Genomic DNA, 20,747 nt, shown 5'->3' with positions numbered 1-20,747 from the left:
TCGCCTCTACAGGGTCGGACGCACCTTGTATCTCCATTAACGCCAATATCCCCACGAACCACCCATCCCAGTACCAACTTGTGGTTCAACCTGCTTGCCTTCCCCGGGGCCGCTCGCGGGCGGGGCTGCGGTGGGATCGCCGGGGCGACCGGAGGCGGAGCGGGGCGGGTCAGCGCGGAAGCGCTCCCGGGTTGCGCTCGCTGGCCGCGGCCAGGTCGGCCTCGATCCGCCCGGCCGCCGCCCGCAGTTCGGGCAGGACCTCCTCGCGCAGGCAGTCCGCCCCCCGGTGGGCGGCGTGCGCGGCCACGTTCACGGCGGCCGCGACGCGCCCGGACCGGTCGCGGACGGGCACCGCGATCGAGCACAGGCCCTCCTCCAGCTCCTGGTCGACCAGGGCGTAGCCGGACCGTCGGGCCTCGGCCACGGCGGCCGTGAGCTGCTCGGGGGCGGTGCGGGTGTGGCCCGTGAGCGGCTCGGGCGCGGCCCGGCCGAGCCGGTCTGCGAGCTCCCCGGGCGGGAGCCCGGCCAGCAGGACCCGGCCCATCGACGTGGGGTAGGCGGGCAGACGGGTGCCCACCCCCAGGTCCACGCCGATGATGCGGGTGGTGGCCACGCGCGCCACGTAGCGGATGTCGTCGCCGTCGAGCACGGACACGGACGCCGAGTCGTGCACCCGGCGCACCAGGTCGGCCAGGTGGGGGGTGGCGATCCGCTCGAAGGTGAGCCGGGACAGCGGCGCGTAGCCCAGTTCCAGGACGCGGGGCAGGAGGGTGAAGGTCCGCCCGTCCTGGGCCGCGTAGCCGAGCTGGGCCAGTGCGAGCAGCGACCGGCGGGCGGTGGCGCGGGCCAGGCCGGTGGCCTCGGCCACCGCGCTCAGCGTGCGTCCCCCCGGGGCGCGCAGGCAGGTGAGGACCGCCAGTCCCCGGGCCAGCGACTGGAGGAAGTCCGCGCCCAGTTCGTCCTTGGCCGCGCGCAGGGCGTCGGCCCGGACCGGCGGTGGCGCCGCCCCGGGCGGTGCGGCGGCGGGACCGGCCAACTGACCGGCGACGGTGTCGGCGCAGGCGCGCAGCCGGGGCAGCGCGTACTCGGCGAGGCTGCCGGCGGTGTGGCGGCTGGTGTGGCTGACGACGCTCACCGCGCACCGGACCCGGCCGCCGTCCCCGTACACCGGCACCGCGACGGCGACCAGTCCGGGTTCGACGAGCTGGTCGTCCACGGCCCAGCCCGCGCGCTTGGCGCGGGCCGCGCGGGCCGACACGTCGCCCCGGTCCGCGCCCGGTCCGGCGGCGACGCGCGCGCGGTGGTGGTGCCAGGTGGCCTGGTCCCAGTCGGCGGCGAAGAGCGCTCCGGGAGCGCAGCGTTCGGCGGGCAGCAGGTCGCCGACGTGGAAGGTGACCGCCATGGCGCGCCGACGGGGGCACTGGACGACGAAGCGCGCACCGTCGCCGTCGGGGACGCACACCGACACCGACTCGTCGAGTTCGTCGGCCAGCCGCCGCGCGGGGGCGTCCGCGGCGTCGGCGAGCGGGTCGGCGGCGAGGTAGGCGTTGCCGAGTTCGCCCAGGCGGGGCGCGAGCACGGCGTCCTGGTCCTCGATCCGCAGGTAGCCGAGGTGGGCCAGGGTGCGGGTGACCCGGTCGACGGTGGCCCGGGCCAGGCCGGTCGAGCGGACCAGGTCGCTTCGGCGCATACGCGTCGAGGGGGCCGCGGCGAGCGCGCGCACGACGGCCAGCCCCCGTTCCAGGGTGGCCACGGACTCCCCGGTGGCCTTGGCGGGCGTCGTCGCGCTGGCCTGCATGCGGACCTCCACTGTTGCTCGTCCCGATCGAACGCTACCGGGCCTTGACACACCTGAGGCGGTCAGGCGAAACTCGCAGCGGTTCATAAATGAACTTTAGTTCACTCAGCGAACAAAAGAGGGTGGGGACGGATGGACAAGGTGGTGGCCACGGCCGCGGAGGCGGTGGCGGACATCCACGACGAGGCCTCGATCGCGGTCGGCGGCTTCGGCGTCAGCGGCGTCCCGGCGGTCCTCATCCGGGCCCTGCTCGACCAGGGCGCCACCAGCCTGGCGGTCGTGTCCAACAACTGCGGGGCCATGGACACCGGGTTGGCGGTCCTGCTGTCCGCGGGCCGGATCAGCCGGGTCACCGGCAGCTACGTCGGCTCCAACGCGGAGTTCGCCCGGCAGTACCTGGCGGGCGAACTGGAGCTCGAACTCATCCCCCAGGGCACGCTCGCCGAGCGGCTGCGCGCGGGCGGCAGCGGCATCCCCGCCTTCTACACCCCGGCCGGGGTCGGCACCCAGGTCGCCGACGGCGGACTGCCCTGGCGCTACGACGGTGACGGGGGCGTGGCCGTCGCGTCCCCGGCCAAGGAGGTCCGCGGCTTCGACGGTGTCCCGCACGTGCTGGAGCACGGCATCACCACCGACTTCGCCCTGGTCCGGGCCGCCCGGGGCGACCGGCACGGCAACCTCGTCTTCCGCCGCTCCGCCCGCAACTTCAACCCGCTGGCCGCCATGGCCGGACGCGTCACCGTGGCCGAGGTGGAGGAGCTGGTCGAGCCGGGCGGGATCGACCCCGACCACGTGCACCTGCCCGGCGTGTTCGTGCAGCGGGTCGTGGAGCTGAGCCCCGAGCAGGCCGCCGAGAAGTACATCGAGAAGCGCACCGTGACGGAGGGGACCACCCGATGAGCTGGACACGCGAGCAGATCGCCGCCCGTGCCGCGCGCGAACTGCGCGACGGCGAGTACGTCAACCTCGGCATCGGGCTGCCCACCCTGATCCCGGGCCACCTGCCGCCGGGGGTGGAGGTGGTGCTGGAGTCGGAGAACGGCATCCTCGGGACCGGCCCCTACCCCCGCGAGGACGAGGTCGACCCCGACCTGATCAACGCGGGCAAGGAGACCGTCACCGTCCTTCCCGGCGCCGCCTTCTTCGACTCGGCGATGTCGTTCGCGATGATCCGCGGCGGCCACGTCGACACCGCCGTGCTGGGCGCCATGCAGGTCTCCGCCCGCGGCGACCTCGCCAACTGGTCGGTGCCCGGGAAGCTGGTCACCGGCATCGGCGGCGCGATGGACCTGGTGCACGGCGCCCGCCGCGTCGTCGTCACCATGGCGCACACGGCCAGGGACGGCGGTCCCAAGATCGTCGAGGAGTGCACGCTCCCGCTCACCGGCCGCGCCTGCGTCGACCGGATCATCACCGACCTGGGCGTCCTGGACGTCACCGACGGCGGACTCGTCCTCGTCGAGACCGCCCCCGGCGCCACCGCGGAGGAGATCGTCTCCCGCACCGGGGCGCGCGTGCGCGTCGGCCAGGAGGTGTCGGCGTGAGGACCAGGGACGTCTACGTCGTCGACGCCGTCCGCACCCCCGTGGGCCGCTACGACGGCGCGCTCGCGGCCGTGCGCCCCGACGACCTGGCCGCGCACACCGTCCGAGCGCTGCTGGAGCGGACCCCCGCACTGGACCCGGCACGGATCGGCGACGTCTACCTGGGCAACGCCAACGGGGCGGGCGAGGAGAACCGGAACGTGGGGCGGATGGCCGCCCTGCTCGCCGGGCTGCCCACCTCGGTGCCCGGGGTGACCGTCAACCGGCTGTGCGCCTCCGGGCTGGAGGCCGTCGTCCAGGCGGCCCGGGCCATCGCCCTGGGCGACGCGTCCGTCCTGGTCGCCGGAGGGGTGGAGTCGATGACCCGCGCCCCCTACGTGCTGCCCAAGAGCGACCGCGCCTTCCCGGCGGGCCACGCGGAGCTGTACTCCACCACCCTGGGCTGGCGGATGGTCAACCCCGCGATGGAGCCGCAGTGGACGGTGCCGCTGGGCGAGTCCGCCGAGCTCATCGCCGACAAACACGGCATCACCCGCGAGCGGCAGGACGCGTTCGCGCTGGAGAGCCACCTCAAGGCCGCCCACGCCCGGGAGCGGGGGCTGTTCGACGCCGAGATCGTCCCTGTCCGGGTACCCCGGCGGCGGGGCGCGGCGGTCACGGTCGACCGCGACGAGAGCGTGCGGCCGGACGCCTCACTGGAGGCGATGGCCAGGCTGAGGCCCTCGTTCCGCCCCGAGGACGGGACGGTGACGGCGGGCAACGCCTCCCCGCTCAACGACGGTGCGGCCGCCCTGCTGCTCGCCGACGAGGAGGGGGTGCGCGCCACCGGGCGCGAACCGCTCGCCCGGATCTCGGCCAGCGCCGTCAGCGCCGTCGCACCGCACTGGTTCGGGCTCGGCCCCGTCGAGGCGGTCACCCGCGCGCTGTCGCGGGCGGGCCGCTCCCTCGCCGACGTGGACGTGCTCGAACTCAACGAGGCGTTCGCCGCCCAGGTCCTGGGCTGCCTGGCCGAGTGGCCCGAGTTCGACCGGGCGGTGCTCAACCCGCTCGGCGGAGCCATCGCCCTCGGGCACCCGCTGGGCGCCTCGGGCGCCCGCCTGGCCGGGACCGTCGCCCACCAGCTCGCCCGGGCCGGGAGCGGAACCGGGGTCGCCACCCTGTGCGTCGGCGTCGGACAGGGCCTGGCCCTGGTCCTCGAACGCTAGGGACCGCCCCGGCACGACCCGCCCCACACCACGGAATCCACCCCTCCCCTCCTCCCCAGGGACCACCATGACCGCACTGCCACCGGACCTCACCCAGTCCGCCATCGACACCGAGATCGCCAGGGCCCAGGCCGCCGCCCCCGCCGGAGACCACCCGCCGCGCGACTTCCCGCCCTACCGCAGCAGCGCGCTGCGCCACCCCGCCCACCCGCTGGTCCCGGTCCGCGACCCCGAGGCGGTCGAACTGTCCGGACCGGCCTTCGGCGTCACCGACGTCACCGACCTCGACCGGGACCTGACCCGGCACCACGCGGGTGAACCGCTCGGTGAGCGCATCACCGTCACCGGCCGCGTACTGGACCGGCGGGGCCGGCCGGTGCGCGGGCAACTGGTGGAGGTCTGGCAGGCCAACGCCTCCGGCCGCTACGCCCACCAGCGCGACCAGCACCCGGCGCCGCTGGACCCCAACTTCACCGGCTTCGGCCGCTGCCTGACCGACGGCGAGGGACGGTACTCGTTCACCACGATCCGCCCGGGCGCCTACCCGTGGCGCAACCACACCAACGCCTGGCGCCCCGCGCACATCCACTTCTCGCTGTTCGGCGAGGCGTTCACGCAGCGGCTGGTGACCCAGATGTACTTTCCGGGCGACCCGCTGTTCCCGTTCGACCCCATCCTGCAGTCCGTGACCAACCAGGCCGCGCGCGACCGCCTCGTGGCGGCCTACGACCACGGCCTGTCCGTGCCCGAGTGGTCGCTGGGCTACCGGTGGGACATCGTCCTGGACGGCCCGGCCGCCACGTGGACCGAGGACGAGGAGGACGACCGATGAGCCCCGCACCCACGCCGTCGCACACCGTCGGCCCGTTCTTCGGCTACGCCCTGCCCTTCACCGGCGGCGGTGACGTGGCACCCGCGCACCACCCGGACGCGCTCACCCTGCGCGGCCGGGTCCTGGACGGCGGCGGGGAGCCGGTCCCGGACGCGATCGTGGAGACCTGGCAGCCCGCGCCGGGCGGATCGCGCACCGGTGCCCCGGGGTCGATGCGCCGCGACGCGGTGACCGGACGCGTCGTCGGCCGCCACGGGGCCGACTTCACCGGGTTCGGTCGGGTGGCGACGGACGCCGACGGGCACTGGCTGGTGCGGACACTGCCGCCCGGCGGCGTCCCGTACGTGTGCGTGGCGGTCTTCGCCCGCGGCCTGCTGCACCACCTGTACACCCGCGCCTACCTCGTCGAGGCCCCCGACGACGCGCTGCTCGCGGCCCTGCCCCCGGAGCGGCGCGCCACCCTGGTCGCCCGGCCCGAAGCCGGCGCGGACCGCGTCCACCGCTTCGACATCCGCCTCCAGGGTGAGGGCGAGACCGTGTTCCTGGAGTTCCCGTGAGTGATCCGACCCGCCCGGACGCGCCCGGGACCGACCCGCTCGACACCGGCCTGCTCGCCCCGGGTCGGGCGGGATCGGCCGCCGAGGACGCCACGGGGGACACCGCCTTCCTCACCGCGATGCTGGACGCGGAGGCCGCCCTGACCGCGGCCCAGGCCGACGTGGGCCTGGTCCCGCCCGCCGCCGCGCTGGCGGTCGCCGAGGCCGCCGACCCGGACCGGTTCGACCCGCGTGACCTGGCCCTGCGCGCACGCGCGGACGGCCACCCGGTGATCGCGCTGGTCGCCGACCTGACCGCGGCCGTGGGCGGGGAGCACGCCCCCCACGTCCACCGGGGCGCCACCAGCCAGGACGTCATGGACACCGCGGCCATGCTGGTGGCGGCACGCGTGCTGGGCACGGTCCTGCGGGACCTGACCCGGACCGAGCGCGCCCTGGCCGGCCTGGCCTCCCGGCACCGCGACACCCCGATGGCGGGGCGCACCCTCACCCAGCACGCCGTTCCGACCACCTTCGGGCTGAAGGCGGCGGGCTGGCGCCACCTGGTGCTGGACGCCCGCGACCGGCTGGCCGCCGTCCGCGCCGCCCTGCCGGTCCAGCTCGGCGGTGCCGCCGGAACGCTGGCGGCGTTCACGGAGTACGCCCCCGACCGGGCGCCCGACACGGGCCCGCGCCTGCTGGCGGCCTTCGCACAGCGGACCGGTCTGGCCGAACCGCTCCTGCCCTGGCACGTCCTGCGCACCCCGGTCGCCGACCTGGGCGCCGCGCTCGCCCTGACCGCCGGAGCGCTCGGCAAGGTCGCCGCCGACGTGCTGGTGCTGTCGCGCACCGAGATCGCCGAGGTCGCCGAGGCCTCCGGGGGCGGCTCCTCGGCGATGCCGCACAAGGCCAACCCGGTGCGGGCCGCCCTGGTCTGCGCGGCCGCCCGACAGCTGCCCGCCCTGGCCTCGGTCCTGGTCTCGGGGCTCGCGTGCGAGGACGAACGCCACGCGGGTGCCTGGCACGCCGAGTGGCAGACCCTGCGCGAGGCCCTGCGCCTGGTCGGCGGCGCCGCCCGCGACACCGCCGAGCTCGTGGGCGGCCTGCGCGTGGACCCCGGCCGGATGGCGGCCAACCTGGCCCTGACCGGCGGGCGGATCACCTCCGAGCGGATCGCCGCCGCCCTGGCCGACCGGGTCGGCCGGGCCCGCGCCAAGGAGCTGCTCACCCGCGCGTCCCACCGCGCGGCCGAGGAGGGACTGCCCCTGGCCGAGGCCCTGCGCGACGCGCCCGAGCTCGCGGACCTTCCGGAGGGGTTCCTCGCGGACCTGACCGACCCGGCCGCCTACCTGGGCGCGGCTCCCCTCCTGGTCGACCGTGCCCTGGCCGACCCCCGGGGGTCCGGGTGAGGCCACCGCACCGGGGCCACCGTCCTGCCGGGGCCGCGCGCCGGACACTCACCCCTCCGCCGCCCCGCACTCCTTGGCCGGATCCGGGCCCGGCACGCACGACGAACAGACACGCACACCTGACGGAGCACCCGTGACCGACCTCCACCACCGCCTCGACGGCCCCGAGGACGCGCCCCCGCTGATCCTCGGCCCGTCCCTGGGCACCTCCCTGTCCGTGTGGGAGCCCCAGCTGCCCGCCCTGGCCCGCGACCACCGGGTCCTGCGCTACGAACTGCCCGGCCACGGGCGGTCACCCGCCTCCCTCCTGCCGGGGTCCGGGGCCACCGTCGCCGACCTGGCCCGCCTCGTCCTCGACCTGGCCGACTCCCGGGGGTGGGCGACCTTCCGCTACGCCGGGGTCTCCCTGGGCGGGGCCGTCGGCGCCCACCTGGCCGCGCACCACCCCGAGCGGGTGTCGTCCCTGGCCCTGGTGTGCTCGTCCGCGCGGTTCGGCGACCCCGACGCGTGGTGCGGGCGCGCCGACCTGGTGCGGCGCGAGGGGACCGCCGCCCTGCTGGCCGACGCGCCCGGGCGGTGGTTCGCCGACCCGGCCACCGCCGACACGCTCGCGGGCAGGGGGCTGCTGGCCGACCTGGAGCACGCCGACCCCGCGGGCTACGCCGCCTGCTGCGACGCCCTGGCCGCCCACGACCTGCGGGACCGCCTCGGCGACATCGGGGCCCCGACCCTCGTCGTGTCCGGGCGCGGGGACGGCGCCACCCCGCCCGAACACGGGCGCGCGCTCGCCGACGGCATCCCCGGCGCGGACCTGACCGAGATCTCGGGCGCGGGCCACCTGGCCGGGGTCGAGCGGCCCGAGGCGGTCACCGCCGCCCTGCTCGCACACCTGTCCCCCGGCACCGACCGCGGGCGGTACGCGGCCGGGATGACCGTGCGGCGGGCCGTGCTCGGCGACGCGCACGTCGACCGCGCGGTGGCGCGCACGACCGCGTTCACCGCCGACTTCCAGGACCTGATCACCCGCTACGCCTGGGGGGAGATCTGGACCCGCCCGGGCCTGGACCGGCGCACCCGCAGCTGTGTGACGCTGACCGCCCTGGTCGCGCGCGGGCACCTCGACGAGCTGGCCATGCACGTGCGCGCCGCCCTCACCAACGGCCTGACCCCCGACGAGATCGGCGAGGTGCTCCTGCAGTCCGCGATCTACTGCGGGGTGCCCGCCGCCAACTCCGCCTTCGCCACCGCCCAGCGCGTGCTGGCCGACCTCAACGAGGAGTGACCGTGTCCCACCCACGCCACACCACCGTCGCCGTCATCGGGGCGGGGCCCGCCGGGCTCCTCCTGGCACGGCTGCTGCAGCGCTCGGGCGTCGACTGCGTCGTTCTGGAAAGCCGCGACCGCGCGTACGTGGAGCGGCGCCAGCGCGCCGGGATCATGGAACAGGGGACGGTGGAGGCCCTGCGCGCGGCGGGCGCCGCCGACCGGCTGGACCGCGAGGGCATCCCGCACGACGGCATCGAGCTGCGCTTCGACGGCCGGCGGCACCGCGTCGACTTCCCATCCCTGACGGGGGGCCGACGGGTCTGGGTGTACGCCCAGACGGAGATGGTCAAGGACCTGGTCGCCCTGCGCCTGGCCGACGGCGAACCCCTGCTGTTCGAGGCCCCCGTCCACGCGGTGGAGGGGACCGACACCGACCGCTGCACCGTGCGCTACACCCACCAGGGCCGGGAGCACACCCTCACCTGCGACTACGTGGTGGGCTGCGACGGCTACCACGGGGTGGCCCGCCGGGCGGTCCCGGAGGGCGCGAGCCGCACCTTCGAGCGCGTCTACCCGTACTCGTGGCTGGGGGTGACGGCCGACGCCCCGCCCGCCTACGACGAGCTGGTCTACGCGCACTCGGACCGGGGGTTCGCGCTGGCGAGCATGCGCTCCCCGTCGGTGAGCCGCCTGTACCTGCAGGTGCCCAACGGCGAGGACCCGGCGGACTGGCCGGACGATCGGATCTGGGACGAGCTGGACGCGCGCCTGGGCGCCGACGGCGCGTGGCGCCTGAACCGGGGGCCGATCACCGCCACGTCGGTGCTGCCGATGCGCAGCTCGGTGACCGAGCCGATGCGGTTCGGCCGCCTGTTCCTGGCCGGGGACGCCGCGCACATCGTGCCGCCCACGGGCGCCAAGGGGCTCAACCTGGCCGTCTCCGACGTGGCCGTCCTGGCCCGGGCGTTCGCGCACCTGCGCACGACCGGGTCCGCGCAGGAACTGGAGGCCTACTCCGCGACCTGTCTGCGCCGGGTGTGGCGGGCGGAGCACTTCTCGTACCTCATGACCACGACCCTGCACACCGATCCCGCGCAGCCGGGGTTCGACACCCGTCTGCAGTTGTCCCAGCTCGACCGGGTGGCCACCTCGCCCTTCGCCGCGGCCGACCTGGCGGAGAACTACACCGGACTGCCGTTCGCCTGACACTCCGGTCCCGCCGCCGACACACGGAGAGGGCGCCCCCGGGCGGGGGCGCCCTCCCGCGCGTACGGCGCGGGCTCAGTCCACGCCGTAGCAGCGGATGACGATGTGGCCGTCCTCCTCGCGGGCCAGCCCGACGAAGACCGTCTCGGCGAGCCAGCGGTGCGCGGGGGCGTCGGTGCGGAAGACGGGGCTGGTGCGAAAGTAGACGCCGGCCTCGGCGACCCTCAGATCACCGTCGTACTGGTCGGGGCAGGGCCGGCCCTCGTGGTAGTAGCCCCGGTTGACGATGTCGATGACGGCGCCGTCGTCGGCCTCGATGAGGTAGCGGGCCTCCAGTTCGCAGACGTCGCCGCGGGTGTTGGACCAGTCGCCGCCGCCCGCGCGGACCGTGCCGTTCAGACGCGGGCCGTGCACGGTTCCCCCGGTGATGGGGGTGAACTCGGTGCGCTCACCGTCGCCGTGACCGATGTGCAGGGGGGCGGTGACCCGCGCCCGGATCTCGAAGGCGAGGGTCAGGGACGGGGTGAGGGTCATCGGACGGCTCCGTTCTCGGGTCGGGCATCTTCATAAAACAGTGTTATATGACAACATTGCAGGACACGCCCGTGACGTCAACCCAGCAAAGGCCCCTGCCATGCCCATCGAGGTGGACGAGGCACGGCGACTCGACGAGATCGCCGCCGCCACCATCCAGGTCGCCCGCGAACGCGGCGTCCGCTCCGTCACCATCCGCGCCGTCGCCGACCAGCTCGGCGGATCGACGGCCATGATCACCAACTACGTCGCCAACCGGGGCGAACTCATGCTCAACGCGCTGCGCAAGGCGGAGGAGGACTGGACACGGGAGCTGGAGGAGGCCCTCGGCGGCGCCACCGGGCCGCGACGGCTCCGGGCGGCGACCCGGTGGATGTGCACCACCGAACGCGACGACGAGGTGCTGCGGCGCCTGCTGACGGAGATCGCCGGCGCGGGCCCCGGCGCCGGATCGGAGATCGAGGCGACCCGCAGCGCCAGGTCCCGACACCACCACGACGAGTTGGCCGCGCTCGCACAGGAGGCCGGGATCGGCGACCCCGAACTGGGCGCGGACATCCTCCACCTGCTGTTCCGCGGCTACTGGCTGTCCACCCTGGAGGACCCCGAGGGGTGGTCGGCCGAGCGCGGCACCCGCGCCGCGCTCGCCGCAGTCGAGCTCCTGGGCGGCGGTGCGGACGACGCGGCCGCCGAAGACTGAGCACGTCGGAGGCCCGGGGGGCTTGACAGGGCACGGGGGTTCGGCGCAAGCTCGTGGTGAGATAAAACGCTGTTATATGACAACGTTCTAAGCTGGTGCCGTGCCGCCCCCGGGCGGGCCCGGCACTCCATCCCCCCGTGCCCGGCCGCCGCGACGGCCGGCACTTCCCGCGAAGAGGTAGGCCATGGGACACGTATCGGACCAGTGGTGGCGGCTGGACGCCACCGAAATCGCCGCGGCCGTCCGCGACCGGAAGGTCTCGGCCGTCGAGGTGACGCGGTCGCACCTGGAGCGCATCGAGGAGACCAACGGCGATCTCCGGGCGCTGTCCGACGTCCGCCCGGACGAGGCCCTCGACCAGGCCAGGCGGGCCGACGAGGCCGTCGCCGCCGGGGCCGACCTGGGCCCCCTGCACGGCGTCCCGGTCTCCACGAAGATCAACACCGAGCAGCGGGGCCACCCCACCAGCAACGGCGTCCGCGCGTTCGCCGACCACGTGTCCCACCGGGACGCGCCCTGTGTCGCCGCCCTGCGCGCCGCCGGGGCCGTCCTGCTGGGCCGCAGCAACGCCCCCGCCTTCTCCCTGCGCTGGTTCTCCACCAACGACCTGCACGGGCGCACCCTCAACCCCTGGGACCACGGCCGCACGCCCGGCGGGTCCAGCGGCGGCGCCGCCAGCGCCCTGGCCGCGGGCATGGGCGCCCTGGCCCAGGGCAACGACATCGGCGGGTCCATCCGGTTCCCGGCCGCCTGCTGCGGGGTGGTCGGGGTGCGCCCCACCGTCGGCCGCGTCTCGGACTGGGCCCCGCACGACCCGGCCGGGCCGGACCTGCCTCCCACCGTCCACGCCTGCGCCGTCCAGGGCCCCCTCGCCCGGACCGTGGCCGACGCGCGACTGGCCCTGGACGTCATGACCACACCCGACCTGCGCGACCCGCACGGGGTCCCGGGTGTTCCGGACCGGCGCCCGCGCGGCGACCGCCCCGTCGAGGTGCACGTCGTCCGCGGCATCGGCACCGTCGGAAACCACCCGGGCGTCGACCGCGCCCTCACCGACGCCGCCCGCCGCCTGGCCGACGCCGGATACGCGGTCGAGGAGGTCGGGGACGCCCCGCTGCTGCGCGAGGCCAGCCGCCTGTGGTCGCTCCTGCTCACCGAGGACACCCGGGCGCTGCTGCCCGTGGTCGAGCGGGTGGGCGACGAGGCGATCCGCACCGCCCTGGCCGGGCACTTCGCGGACGCCGCCACCGTGTGGGGCGAACGGCCGTCCCTGCAGACCTACATCGACGGCTGGGCGCGCCGCGCCACCCTCATCAGCCGCCTCCAGGACCTCCTGGGCTCGGACCGGATCGTGCTCACACCCGCGTGCGCCGAACTCCCCTTCGAGCAGGACGCCGACCTGCGCGGACCGGAGCGCTCCGCGCAGCTGTTCGCGGCGATGTGGCCGATGACCAGTGTTCCCGTGCTGGGTTTCCCCGCCGTCACGGTCCCCGTCGACCGGGTCGAGGGCCTGCCCGTCGGCGTCCAGCTCATCGGGGGGCGCTTCGAGGAGCACCTGCTCCTGGACGCGGCCGCGGCCGTCGAGGCCCGGGGACCCGAGGCGCGGACGTGGCCCTGAACCGGCGCCGGCCGGTCGCACTCCGACCGGCGCCGCGGCGGCCCGCCCGGGTTCAGCCGCGCGCCCCGAGACCCTGGAGCATCCGCAGCGCCGCCTCGCGCACACCGGCGTGGCGCGAGGCGGGGAAGGGCAGCGACGCCAGCGTGGCACTGCCGAACGCCATACTGAGCAGGGCGTAGGCCGCCTGGAGGCTCTCCGCCGGGCCACAACCCGGCACCGCCAGGCGAACGGCGTCGGCGACGTCGCGCTCCAGCCGGCTGTAGCTGTCGTAGATCCGCCCGCGCAGCCGGACGTCGTGCATCGCCCCGCTGATCAGCGCCTCGATGACCAGATCGTCGTCGCCCCGCGCCATCCGCGGTCCGAAGAGGTGGTCCACGAGCGCGCGCAACCGCTCCTCGGGGTCGGGGTCGTCCAACACGGCCCGCACCGAGTCGGCGTAGGGCGTGATGACGTGGTCCCACAGCGCGTCGATCAGCTCGTCGCGGTTGCCCACGTAGTGCCGCACGTGCGAACGGCTCATACCGGCCATGGCCGAGATCCGGTCCTGGGTGCTTCCGGCCAGACCGTACCGGGCCACCGACCTGGCGGCCGCCCGCAGGATCTGCTCCCGCCGCTGACCGGCGAGGCTCGGTCTGCCCATCCGACGCTCCTTTTTTGTCCATTTCGGCGAGGAATTCACCACACAGCATAACTCCCCCGGCCGCCGCGACGACAACGGCGGCCCCCTCGGCGTGCGCGGCTTTTCTCCTATCGGGTCGACCAGATGCTACCTGCGACGACACATCCGAAAGATGGGTGCCACAACTCCGGACACCCTCAGTTCACGATTTTTTGTTTTGCAGTATTGACAATCAATTGAGAACCGCAGCACGCTGGACCGAAGCGAGAACGACGCCCACGACGAACCGGGCCCTCCCGCCCGGCGGCAGTCCGCACCAGCCCCGCACCAGCACCCCGAAGGACCCATCCCATGACACGTCCCCGCCCGGCCGCGCTCGCCGCGGCCCTCGTCGGCGCCTGCACCCTCGCCGGGTGCGGCGGCAGCGCCGAACCCGCCCCGGAGGAGGCCGCCGCGCCGACCCCCACCACCTCCGTCCCCGCCGCCACCGGCGACGTCGACACCGTCACCTGGAACGTCCCCAGCGGCGAGCCCGCCTCGCTGGACCCCGCCCGCTCGGCCACGGACTCCGTCAGCACGGTCGTGGCCAACATGTGCGAGGGCCTGTTCACCTTCGGCCCCGACTACGAGCGCGAACCCGCCCTGGCCGTCGCGGTCGACCGGCCGGACCCGCTCACCCACGTCATCGACCTGCGCGAGGACGCCGTGTTCTGGAACGGCGACCCGGTCACGCCCGAGGACGTCGTCTACAGCGTCGAGCGCGTCCTGGACCCCGAACTCGGATCACCGTGGATGGGCTGGGCGACCCACCTGGAGGAGGTCGAGGTCACCGGGGACCACCAGGTCACCGTCACCCTGGACGCACCGGACGTGCTGGTGCCCAACTTCCTGGCCACCCCCGCCTTCGCCGTCGTGCAGGAGGAGTTCGCCGAGTCCGCCGGAGCGGACTTCGGCACCGCCTCGGGCGGCGTGATGTGCACCGGGCCCTACCGGTTCGACGCGTGGTCCCAGGGCGAGCACATCACCCTGACCCGCAACGAGCAGTGGTGGAACACCGAGGTCGAGCCCAAGGTCGCCAACCTGCGGTTCACCTTCACCACCGACCCGTACGCGCAGACCGCCGCGCTCTCCAGCGGCGACGCGGACGGGCAGTTCAACGTCCCGCGCTCCGCCCACGCCCAGCTGGCCGAGGAGGGCACCATGCTCTTCGGGCGGAGCCTGTCACCCACGTTCCTGGCGGTCGTCGACCAGGAGGGGGCGCTGTCCGACCCCGCCATCCGGCGCGCCGTGCGGTCCCTGATCGACTACGAGGGCATCGTCGCGTCGGTCTACCAGGGCGCCGCCGAACCGCTGCGGGCACTGGTGCCCCCGGCGGCGTGGGGCTACGCCGAGGACGAGTACCAGGCGGCCCACGACGACCTGCCCGCACCCGTGCAGGACCTCGACCAGGCCATGGACCACGTCAGCCGGTCCACCACCTCGGACCAGACGATCGTCCTGGCGTACACGACGGCGATCGACGAGGAGACCCGGATCGCCACCGCGGTCGCCGACGCCGCCGCCGAGGTGGGGCTGCACGTCGAACTCAGACCGCTGACCGCCGAGCAGTTCGCCGCGATGTTCTCCTCCGCGCAGGCCCGCGAGGGCGTGGACCTGTTCCTGTCCACCGGGTACCTGGACTTCCCCGAGCCGCTGGCCTACTACCAGTACTTCACCACCGGGAACTACTACAACTTCTCCGGCTACAGCGACGAGGAGTACGACGAGGCCGTCGCCGCCGCGATGGTCGAGGAGGACCCCGCGGCCCGCGCCGAGCACGTGGTCCGGGCCCAGGCCATCATGGCCGAGGACCTGATCACCATCCCCGTCGCCACCCAGTACGTCAACGTCTACTACGGACCGGACCTGGCCGGACTCGTCCCGCGGCAGAACTACCTGTACACGCCGTGGGCCACGCAGCTCGGCGGCCGCTGACCATGGCACGCGCACTCACCGCCTGGATCGGCCGCCGCGTCCTGGGCGCGCTCCTGACCGTCCTGGCCGCCTCCGTCCTCATCCACGCCTCGCTGCGGCTGGTCCCCGGAGACCCGGTCCTGGCGCTGACCGCCGGCCGCCGCCTCACCCCGGAACAGCTGGAGGCCGTGCGCCAGGCCCACGGCCTGGACCAGGGCCCCGTCCAGGGCTACCTGACGTGGATCGGCGGCGCCCTGCGGCTGGACCTGGGGACCTCGCTGAACTACCGGACCGACGTCAGCGCGCTGATCGCGAGCCGGCTGGACGTGTCCGTCCCGCTCATCCTGTACTCGGCGGTCCTGGCGGTCCTGTTCGGCACGGCCGTGGCACTGGTCTCGGCGCTCAGGGGCGGCCCGGTCAACCGGGCCGCGGGCGTCGTGGCCTCCGCCGCCACCGCCACCCCGCCCTTCGTCGCCGCCATCGTCCTGCTGGCGACCCTGTCCGTCGGTCTGGGCTGGTTCCCCGCGACCGGCTCGGGCGCCGGCCCCGCCGACCGCCTCTGGCACCTGACCCTGCCCGCCACCGCCATGGCCGTCGCCGTCTTCGGGGTCCTGGCGCGGGTCGGCAACGCCGCCTTCAGCCAGGAGCTGGACCGCGAACACGTGGAGGTGGCGCGCAGCCGCGGGGTGGGCGGAGCGGCCGTGGTGCGCCGACACGTCTTGCGGGGCGCCCTGGCCCCGCTGCTCACGGTCGTGGGCGTCCTCGTGGCCAGCCTGTTCGTCGGCACGGCCGTGGTGGAGACCGCGTTCGGACTGGACGGTGTCGGATCCCTGCTGGTCAGCTCGGTGTCGCGGCGCGACCTCCCCGTCGTGCAGGGCGTCGCCCTCGTCGCGGTCACCGTGTTCGTCCTCGTCAACACCCTGGTCGACCTGGCCCTGACCCTCGTCGACCCCCGAGTCACGGCGGGAGGCCTCGCCCGATGACACTCACGATTCCCGCGCTGCGGGCCCGGAGCGCCCGCAGGCGCCGCCGCCCGGTCGGCGTCCGGCTCGCGGCGGGGTTCCTGCTCCTGGTCGCCCTCACCGGCCTCCTGGCCCCCGTGCTCGCACCGCACTCACCCCAGGCCACGAGCCTGATGGACGCCCTGGCACCGCCGGGAACGCCCGGGCACTGGCTGGGAACCGACTCCACCGGACGCGACGTGCTGTCCAGGGTCATGTACGGAGCCCGGCTCTCCCTGCTCGCCCCGCTGGGCGTGGTGCTGCTGTCCAGCGTCCTGGGCGTCACCGTCGGGCTGGTGGCCGCGCGGGCCGGGGGACGGGTCGACGCCGTGCTCTCCCGGGGCATGGACATCGTCTTCGCCTTCCCCGGCCTGCTGCTGGCCATGATCGCCGTCGCCGTGTTCGGTCCGGGCCTGACCGCGCCCGTCTGCGCCCTGGCCGTCAGTTACGCGCCCTTCCTGGGCCGGGTCGTGCGCAGCGTGGCCCTCCAGGAGGGGGCGCGGCCGTACATGGAGAGCTACCGGGTCATGGGGTTCGGCGAGCTGTGGGTGACCCTGCGCCACCTGCTGCCCAACGTGACCCCGGTGCTCATCGCCCAGGGCACCCTCTCCTTCGGCTACGCGCTGGTGGACCTGGCGTCGCTGTCCTACCTCGGGCTGGGTGTCCGGCCGCCCGACGCGGACTGGGGCGCGATGATCAGCCAGGCGCAGACCGCCATCCTCCAGGGATCGCCGTGGAGCGGGCTGGTGCCCGGACTCGCGGTACTCCTGACCGTCGTGAGCGTCAACGTCCTGGGCGAACACGTCGGCGCGACCATCTCCGGAAAGCGGGGTGAACGGGCGTGAGCGCGCCTTCCACCACAGCGGCCACCACCGAGGACGCCCTCGGCATCACCGGGCTGGGCGTGTCGCTCGGCGCGGACGGCGAGAACGTCCCCCTGCTCGCCGACGTCACCGTCCGGGTCGGCCGCGGCGAGACCGTCGGCCTGGTCGGCGAGTCCGGATCGGGCAAGTCGCTGACCGCGCGCAGCGCCCTGGGCCTGCTGCCCCCGGGCGCCCGCGCGACCGGGCGGGTCAGGGTCGCGGGCGTCGACGTCCTGGCCGCCGACCGCACCGCCCTGCGCGACCTGCGGCGGCACCGGGTCTCGATGGTGTTCCAGGACCCGCGCGCCTCGATCGACCCGCTGCGGCGCGTGGGCGACCACCTCACCGAGGGCCTGCGGGCGGGCGGCACGCCCAGGCGGGAGGCGGCGCGGCGCGCCCTGGACCTGCTCGACCAGGTCGGGATCCGGGACCCGCGGGGCGCGATGCGGCGCCACCCGCACGAGTTCTCCGGCGGGATGCTCCAGCGGATCATGATCGCCGGGGCCCTGTCCACCGCGCCCGACCTGCTCCTGGCGGACGAGCCGACCACCGCGCTCGACGTCACCACGCAGGCCGAGGTGGTCGGGGTACTGCGCGACCTGCAACGCGCCCACGGCACCGGTCTGCTGTTGGTCACACACGACCTCGACCTGGCCGCCGCCGTCTGCGACCGGATCTACGTCATGTACGCGGGCCGGATCGTGGAGGAGTCCGCGAGCGCCTCGTTCACCGACGCGCCCGCCCACCCCTACACGCGGGCGCTGCTCGACGCGAGCCCGTCCGTCCACGGCGAGAGGGCCGAGATCAGGCCCGTCGCCGGACGGCCCCGACCCCTGGCGGAGGCACCCCCGGGCTGCTCCTTCCGTGACCGCTGCCCGCGCGCCGACCACGACTGCGCCCTGGGCGTGCCCCGCCTCCGACCGCACGGGACGTCCGCCGTCGCGTGCCTGCGACCGGAAGGGGTGCGGCCGTGACCGAACCCGTCCTCACGGTGACGTCCCTGGTGAAGAGGTACGGGGAGGTCACCGCCGTCGACGACGTCAGCTTCGAACTGATGCCCGGCGGCTCGCTGGGCATCGTCGGGGAGTCCGGATCGGGCAAGACCACGACGGCACGCGTCCTGGCCGGACTGGAGGAGCCGACCTCCGGCGGCGTCACGGTCGTCGGCGAGGCCGTCCGGGGACGCTCGCGCCGGGCGCGGCTGCGGCGGGCCCGACGGCTCCAGATGATCTTCCAGGATCCGTACGGGTCCTTCGATCCGCGGCTGACCGTCGCCGAGTCCGTCCTCGAACCCCTCCGACTGCACGAGCCGGGTTCGGCCCGCGACCACCGGGCCCGGGTGGACGGGCTGCTGGACCGGGTCGGGCTCAGCCACCGGGCGGGCACGGCCAGGCCGCGCGAACTGTCCGGCGGCCAGCGCCAGCGGGCGGCGATCGCCCGGGCGATCGCCGTGACGCCCCGGGTCCTGGTCCTGGACGAGGCGGTGGCCGCGCTCGACGTCTCGGTGCAGGCCCAGATCCTGGCCCTGCTGGACGAGCTGCGCCGGGAGACCGGGGTCAGCTACGTGTTCGTCAGCCACGACCTGGCGGTGGTCCGGCATGTCACCGACACCGCCGTCGTGATGCGCCACGGCCGGGTCGTCGAGCGGGGGGAGACCGAGCGGATCCTGCGCGATCCGCAGCACCCCTACACCCGCCTGCTGATCGACTCGGTCCCCGGCCCGGGATGGGACCTGGACCGCCTGGCCCGGGACCGCCGCGCCCTCGACACCCCCTGACATCCATCCGCCCTCCCCACCCACCACGGAGACACCACGTGCCGACCATCGAACGCACCGGACCGGCGGCGGTTCCGCCGGACGCCGAGCGACTCACCGTCCCCATGCGGGACGGCGTCCGCCTGGCGGCCGACCTGTACCGACCCGGCGCGGCGGCGCCGGGACCCGTCGTCCTGGTCCGGCTGCCCTACGACAAGGACGGCGCCTACTGCTTCATGCCCGACATCGCCCGCCGCTTCACCGCCCGCGGGTACACCGTCGTCGTCCAGGACGTCCGCGGGAAGTACCGGTCGGAGGGGGTACCCGAGTTCGCCGTCCACGAGGCCGACGACGGCCACGACACCGTCGACTGGATCGCCCGCCAGGAGTGGTGCGACGGGGACGTCGTCATGTGGGGCGACTCCTACTACGGCTTCACCGCCATCGCGGCGGCGTCCGCCGGGCACCCCGCGCTGAGGGCGATCGCGCCCCGGGTCACCGGATCCCAGCTGTCGACCGTGCTGGACCACGGGGACGGCACCCGCGACGTGGAGCAGACGAGCCGCAAGGTCTACTTCGCCACCCACTTCGTGGACGCCGACCGCTACGAGTGGACGCCCGACTGGACGCGCCGCCCGCTGCGGGACACCTTCGAGGAGTTCTTCACCGAACTCGGGCGGCGCTCGGCCAACTTCGACGGCGAGTTCGGCGGCGAGCCCCGGTTCGTGCCGCCGCCGCTGAAGGCCCTGCTGGAGGGGCCGCCGATCCCGGCCCTGTACACGATCGGCTGGTTCGACAACTGCGCCGTCTGGTCCTGGCACGACGTGCGCGCGCTGTCCCGGGACCCGGGCTGGGCCGCGCACCTGCGGCTGCGGCTGGAGGCCATCGACCACGAGAACCACCGGCTGGCCGACGCCCCCGTCGGGCCGCACGACGACCACGCCGCCGACCCCGGCGCCCGGGAGCGGCTGCTGCCCCGCTACGTCGACCCGGCGATCGAGTTCTTCGACGCCGTCCTCGGCCGCTCCGGCGACCTGGCGGCGCTGCCGCGCGTGCGCTACGAGGTCTGCCACGGCGGGTGGCGCCGGAGCGACGCGTGGCCGCCCCGGGAGACCGCGGAGCTGGAGTACCACCTGACCGGCGGCCCCGCCCCGGCACTGGCCGCGCAGGCGGCCCCCGAACCGGACACGCTGCGGTGGGTGCACGACCCGGCCGACCCCGTCCCCTCCCCCGGCGCGGACCCCTTCGCCGCCCTGTTCGACCGGTCCGACCTGCGGGAGGTCGGGCTGCGGGAGGACGTGCTCCGGTTCACCGGCCCCGCCGCGGCGCGGGACACCGACCTGCTCGGGTCCGCCGTGCTCCGGCTGCGGCTGCGGGCCGACGCCGGGGCCACCGTCCACGCCCGGCTGCTGGACACGGCGCCCGACGGCGGCGTGTGGCTCATCGCCCGGGGGCAGGTGCGGCTCGACGCGGCGATGGACGGGGAGGCGGTCGTGGTCGACCTGCTCGAACTCGCCTACCGGCTGCGCGCCGGTCACCGCCTGACGCTCGACCTGATGGGCGGCGACTTCCCCGACTTCGTCCCGGAGGCGCCCCCGGGCGCGTGCCCGTGGACGAGCCCCGCCGGGGCGCCGACCGCCAGGGAGGTCACCGTGGGCGGGGCGGACGGCAGCCGTCTGCGCATCGGGCGGCGCGGCGCCGAGGAGCTGCGCCGGACGGACGGCTGAGCGGCGGGGGCGCGGCCGGGCCGGGGGTCTTGCACGCGCACCCGACGGATGTCGGCGTCCGCCTGATGCGGGCGGACCGGTGCGCCCGGGGCCGTTCGCAACGATCCCGGGGAGCGCCGGCCCCCGTGGCCGTGCCCGCGCCCACACCGTCCAGGCACAGCTCCTGAAGCGCCTCACCGT

Annotated in this window: 19 protein-coding genes; 16 read left to right on the top strand and 3 right to left on the bottom strand. The window is 75.0% G+C overall.

From position 1 onward, the window contains the following. Positions 1–169 precede the first annotated feature (169 nt). Positions 170–1,798, bottom strand: coding sequence for an IclR family transcriptional regulator domain-containing protein (locus tag ACTVAJ_RS20465; RefSeq protein WP_470389820.1), 1,629 nt, complete (start codon positions 1,796–1,798; stop codon positions 170–172). 132 nt (positions 1,799–1,930) lie between these two features. On the opposite strand from ACTVAJ_RS20465, the gene ACTVAJ_RS20460 reads away from it, so the two are divergent. The 8 genes from ACTVAJ_RS20460 to ACTVAJ_RS20425 all read left to right on the top strand — a co-directional run bounded on the left by ACTVAJ_RS20460 (position 1,931) and on the right by ACTVAJ_RS20425 (position 9,796). Next, entirely contained in the window at positions 1,931–2,698 is a 768-nt protein-coding gene (locus ACTVAJ_RS20460) for a CoA transferase subunit A (protein WP_470389819.1), read from the top strand. Then, a complete protein-coding gene (locus ACTVAJ_RS20455) occupies positions 2,695–3,342 on the top strand; it encodes a CoA transferase subunit B (RefSeq protein ID WP_470389818.1) in 648 nt (215 codons plus the stop codon). Before ACTVAJ_RS20460 ends, ACTVAJ_RS20455 begins: the two co-directional genes overlap by 4 nt. Then, positions 3,339–4,547: a thiolase family protein gene (locus tag ACTVAJ_RS20450; RefSeq protein ID WP_470389817.1), complete on the top strand. Its 1,209-nt coding sequence runs from the start codon at positions 3,339–3,341 to the stop codon at positions 4,545–4,547. The genes ACTVAJ_RS20455 and ACTVAJ_RS20450 overlap by 4 nt, the downstream gene beginning before the upstream one ends. Positions 4,548–4,614: 67 nt before the next feature. Continuing rightward, entirely contained in the window at positions 4,615–5,379 is a 765-nt protein-coding gene (gene pcaH, locus ACTVAJ_RS20445; protein ID WP_470389816.1) for a protocatechuate 3,4-dioxygenase subunit beta, read from the top strand. Continuing rightward, a complete protein-coding gene (pcaG, locus tag ACTVAJ_RS20440) occupies positions 5,376–5,936 on the top strand; it encodes a protocatechuate 3,4-dioxygenase subunit alpha (protein WP_470389815.1) in 561 nt (186 codons plus the stop codon). Before pcaH ends, pcaG begins: the two co-directional genes overlap by 4 nt. Beyond that, a complete protein-coding gene (gene pcaB / locus ACTVAJ_RS20435) occupies positions 5,933–7,324 on the top strand; it encodes a 3-carboxy-cis,cis-muconate cycloisomerase (RefSeq protein ID WP_470389814.1) in 1,392 nt (463 codons plus the stop codon). Before pcaG ends, pcaB begins: the two co-directional genes overlap by 4 nt. 133 nt (positions 7,325–7,457) lie before the next feature. Continuing rightward, positions 7,458–8,606 carry a bifunctional 3-oxoadipate enol-lactonase/4-carboxymuconolactone decarboxylase PcaDC gene (gene pcaDC / locus ACTVAJ_RS20430; RefSeq protein ID WP_470389813.1) on the top strand — a complete coding sequence of 383 codons (1,149 nt, stop codon included), beginning with the start codon at positions 7,458–7,460 and terminating at the stop codon, positions 8,604–8,606. Further along, complete coding sequence (locus ACTVAJ_RS20425) at positions 8,603–9,796, top strand: 4-hydroxybenzoate 3-monooxygenase (RefSeq protein WP_470389812.1); 1,194 nt, start codon at positions 8,603–8,605, stop codon at positions 9,794–9,796. Before pcaDC ends, ACTVAJ_RS20425 begins: the two co-directional genes overlap by 4 nt. 75 nt (positions 9,797–9,871) lie before the next feature. On the opposite strand, the gene ACTVAJ_RS20420 is transcribed toward ACTVAJ_RS20425, so the two are convergent. Beyond that, complete coding sequence (locus ACTVAJ_RS20420) at positions 9,872–10,330, bottom strand: DUF3237 domain-containing protein (RefSeq protein ID WP_470389811.1); 459 nt, start codon at positions 10,328–10,330, stop codon at positions 9,872–9,874. A gap of 100 nt (positions 10,331–10,430) precedes the next feature. On the opposite strand from ACTVAJ_RS20420, the gene ACTVAJ_RS20415 reads away from it, so the two are divergent. Together ACTVAJ_RS20415 and ACTVAJ_RS20410 are read left to right on the top strand one after the other, a co-directional pair. Continuing rightward, positions 10,431–11,030: a TetR/AcrR family transcriptional regulator gene (locus ACTVAJ_RS20415; RefSeq protein ID WP_470389810.1), complete on the top strand. Its 600-nt coding sequence runs from the start codon at positions 10,431–10,433 to the stop codon at positions 11,028–11,030. A gap of 184 nt (positions 11,031–11,214) precedes the next feature. After that, a complete protein-coding gene (locus ACTVAJ_RS20410) occupies positions 11,215–12,648 on the top strand; it encodes an amidase (RefSeq protein WP_470389809.1) in 1,434 nt (477 codons plus the stop codon). Between the two features lie 52 nt (positions 12,649–12,700). On the opposite strand, the gene ACTVAJ_RS20405 is transcribed toward ACTVAJ_RS20410, so the two are convergent. Next, positions 12,701–13,288, bottom strand: coding sequence for a TetR/AcrR family transcriptional regulator (locus tag ACTVAJ_RS20405; RefSeq protein WP_470389808.1), 588 nt, complete (start codon positions 13,286–13,288; stop codon positions 12,701–12,703). 330 nt (positions 13,289–13,618) lie between these two features. Here ACTVAJ_RS20405 and ACTVAJ_RS20400 point away from each other — a divergent pair, with 330 nt between their 5' ends. Genes ACTVAJ_RS20400 through ACTVAJ_RS20375 form a run of 6 tightly spaced genes read left to right on the top strand, consistent with a single transcriptional unit; the run spans position 13,619 to position 20,567 of the window. After that, entirely contained in the window at positions 13,619–15,241 is a 1,623-nt protein-coding gene (locus tag ACTVAJ_RS20400; RefSeq protein ID WP_470389807.1) for an ABC transporter substrate-binding protein, read from the top strand. A 2-nt stretch (positions 15,242–15,243) separates the two neighbouring features. Then, positions 15,244–16,203, top strand: a complete 960-nt coding sequence (locus ACTVAJ_RS20395) for an ABC transporter permease (RefSeq protein ID WP_470389806.1) — start codon at positions 15,244–15,246, stop codon at positions 16,201–16,203. Then, the gene (locus ACTVAJ_RS20390; RefSeq protein WP_470389805.1) at positions 16,200–17,066 is read left to right on the top strand and encodes an ABC transporter permease; all 867 of its coding nucleotides are present in this window, start codon (positions 16,200–16,202) and stop codon (positions 17,064–17,066) included. The genes ACTVAJ_RS20395 and ACTVAJ_RS20390 overlap by 4 nt, the downstream gene beginning before the upstream one ends. Beyond that, positions 17,063–18,058, top strand: coding sequence for an ABC transporter ATP-binding protein (locus tag ACTVAJ_RS20385; protein ID WP_470389804.1), 996 nt, complete (start codon positions 17,063–17,065; stop codon positions 18,056–18,058). The genes ACTVAJ_RS20390 and ACTVAJ_RS20385 overlap by 4 nt, the downstream gene beginning before the upstream one ends. Then, positions 18,055–18,861 carry an ABC transporter ATP-binding protein gene (locus ACTVAJ_RS20380; protein ID WP_470389803.1) on the top strand — a complete coding sequence of 269 codons (807 nt, stop codon included), beginning with the start codon at positions 18,055–18,057 and terminating at the stop codon, positions 18,859–18,861. Before ACTVAJ_RS20385 ends, ACTVAJ_RS20380 begins: the two co-directional genes overlap by 4 nt. Positions 18,862–18,899: 38 nt before the next feature. Beyond that, positions 18,900–20,567 (top strand): CocE/NonD family hydrolase, encoded by a 1,668-nt coding sequence (locus tag ACTVAJ_RS20375; protein ID WP_470389802.1) that lies wholly within the window; start codon positions 18,900–18,902, stop codon positions 20,565–20,567. Positions 20,568–20,747: the final 180 nt, after the last annotated feature.

This window comes from Nocardiopsis sp. KDC1DS13DA1 (genome assembly GCF_055632325.1).
This window is presented reverse-complemented; position numbering and strand designations above follow the sequence as displayed.

Excerpts from the sequence above, each read along its gene's own strand:
- ACTVAJ_RS20465 (WP_470389820.1), bottom strand. The coding sequence starts at position 1,798 with ATGCAGGCCAGCGCGACGACGCCCGCCAAGGCCACCGGGGAGTCCGTG.
- ACTVAJ_RS20460 (WP_470389819.1), top strand. The coding sequence starts at position 1,931 with ATGGACAAGGTGGTGGCCACGGCCGCGGAGGCGGTGGCGGACATCCAC.
- ACTVAJ_RS20455 (WP_470389818.1), top strand. The coding sequence starts at position 2,695 with ATGAGCTGGACACGCGAGCAGATCGCCGCCCGTGCCGCGCGCGAACTG.
- pcaH (WP_470389816.1), top strand. The coding sequence starts at position 4,615 with ATGACCGCACTGCCACCGGACCTCACCCAGTCCGCCATCGACACCGAG.
- pcaG (WP_470389815.1), top strand. The coding sequence starts at position 5,376 with ATGAGCCCCGCACCCACGCCGTCGCACACCGTCGGCCCGTTCTTCGGC.
- ACTVAJ_RS20420 (WP_470389811.1), bottom strand. The coding sequence starts at position 10,330 with ATGACCCTCACCCCGTCCCTGACCCTCGCCTTCGAGATCCGGGCGCGG.
- ACTVAJ_RS20415 (WP_470389810.1), top strand. The coding sequence starts at position 10,431 with ATGCCCATCGAGGTGGACGAGGCACGGCGACTCGACGAGATCGCCGCC.
- ACTVAJ_RS20410 (WP_470389809.1), top strand. The coding sequence starts at position 11,215 with ATGGGACACGTATCGGACCAGTGGTGGCGGCTGGACGCCACCGAAATC.
- ACTVAJ_RS20405 (WP_470389808.1), bottom strand. The coding sequence starts at position 13,288 with ATGGGCAGACCGAGCCTCGCCGGTCAGCGGCGGGAGCAGATCCTGCGG.
- ACTVAJ_RS20400 (WP_470389807.1), top strand. The coding sequence starts at position 13,619 with ATGACACGTCCCCGCCCGGCCGCGCTCGCCGCGGCCCTCGTCGGCGCC.
- ACTVAJ_RS20395 (WP_470389806.1), top strand. The coding sequence starts at position 15,244 with ATGGCACGCGCACTCACCGCCTGGATCGGCCGCCGCGTCCTGGGCGCG.
- ACTVAJ_RS20390 (WP_470389805.1), top strand. The coding sequence starts at position 16,200 with ATGACACTCACGATTCCCGCGCTGCGGGCCCGGAGCGCCCGCAGGCGC.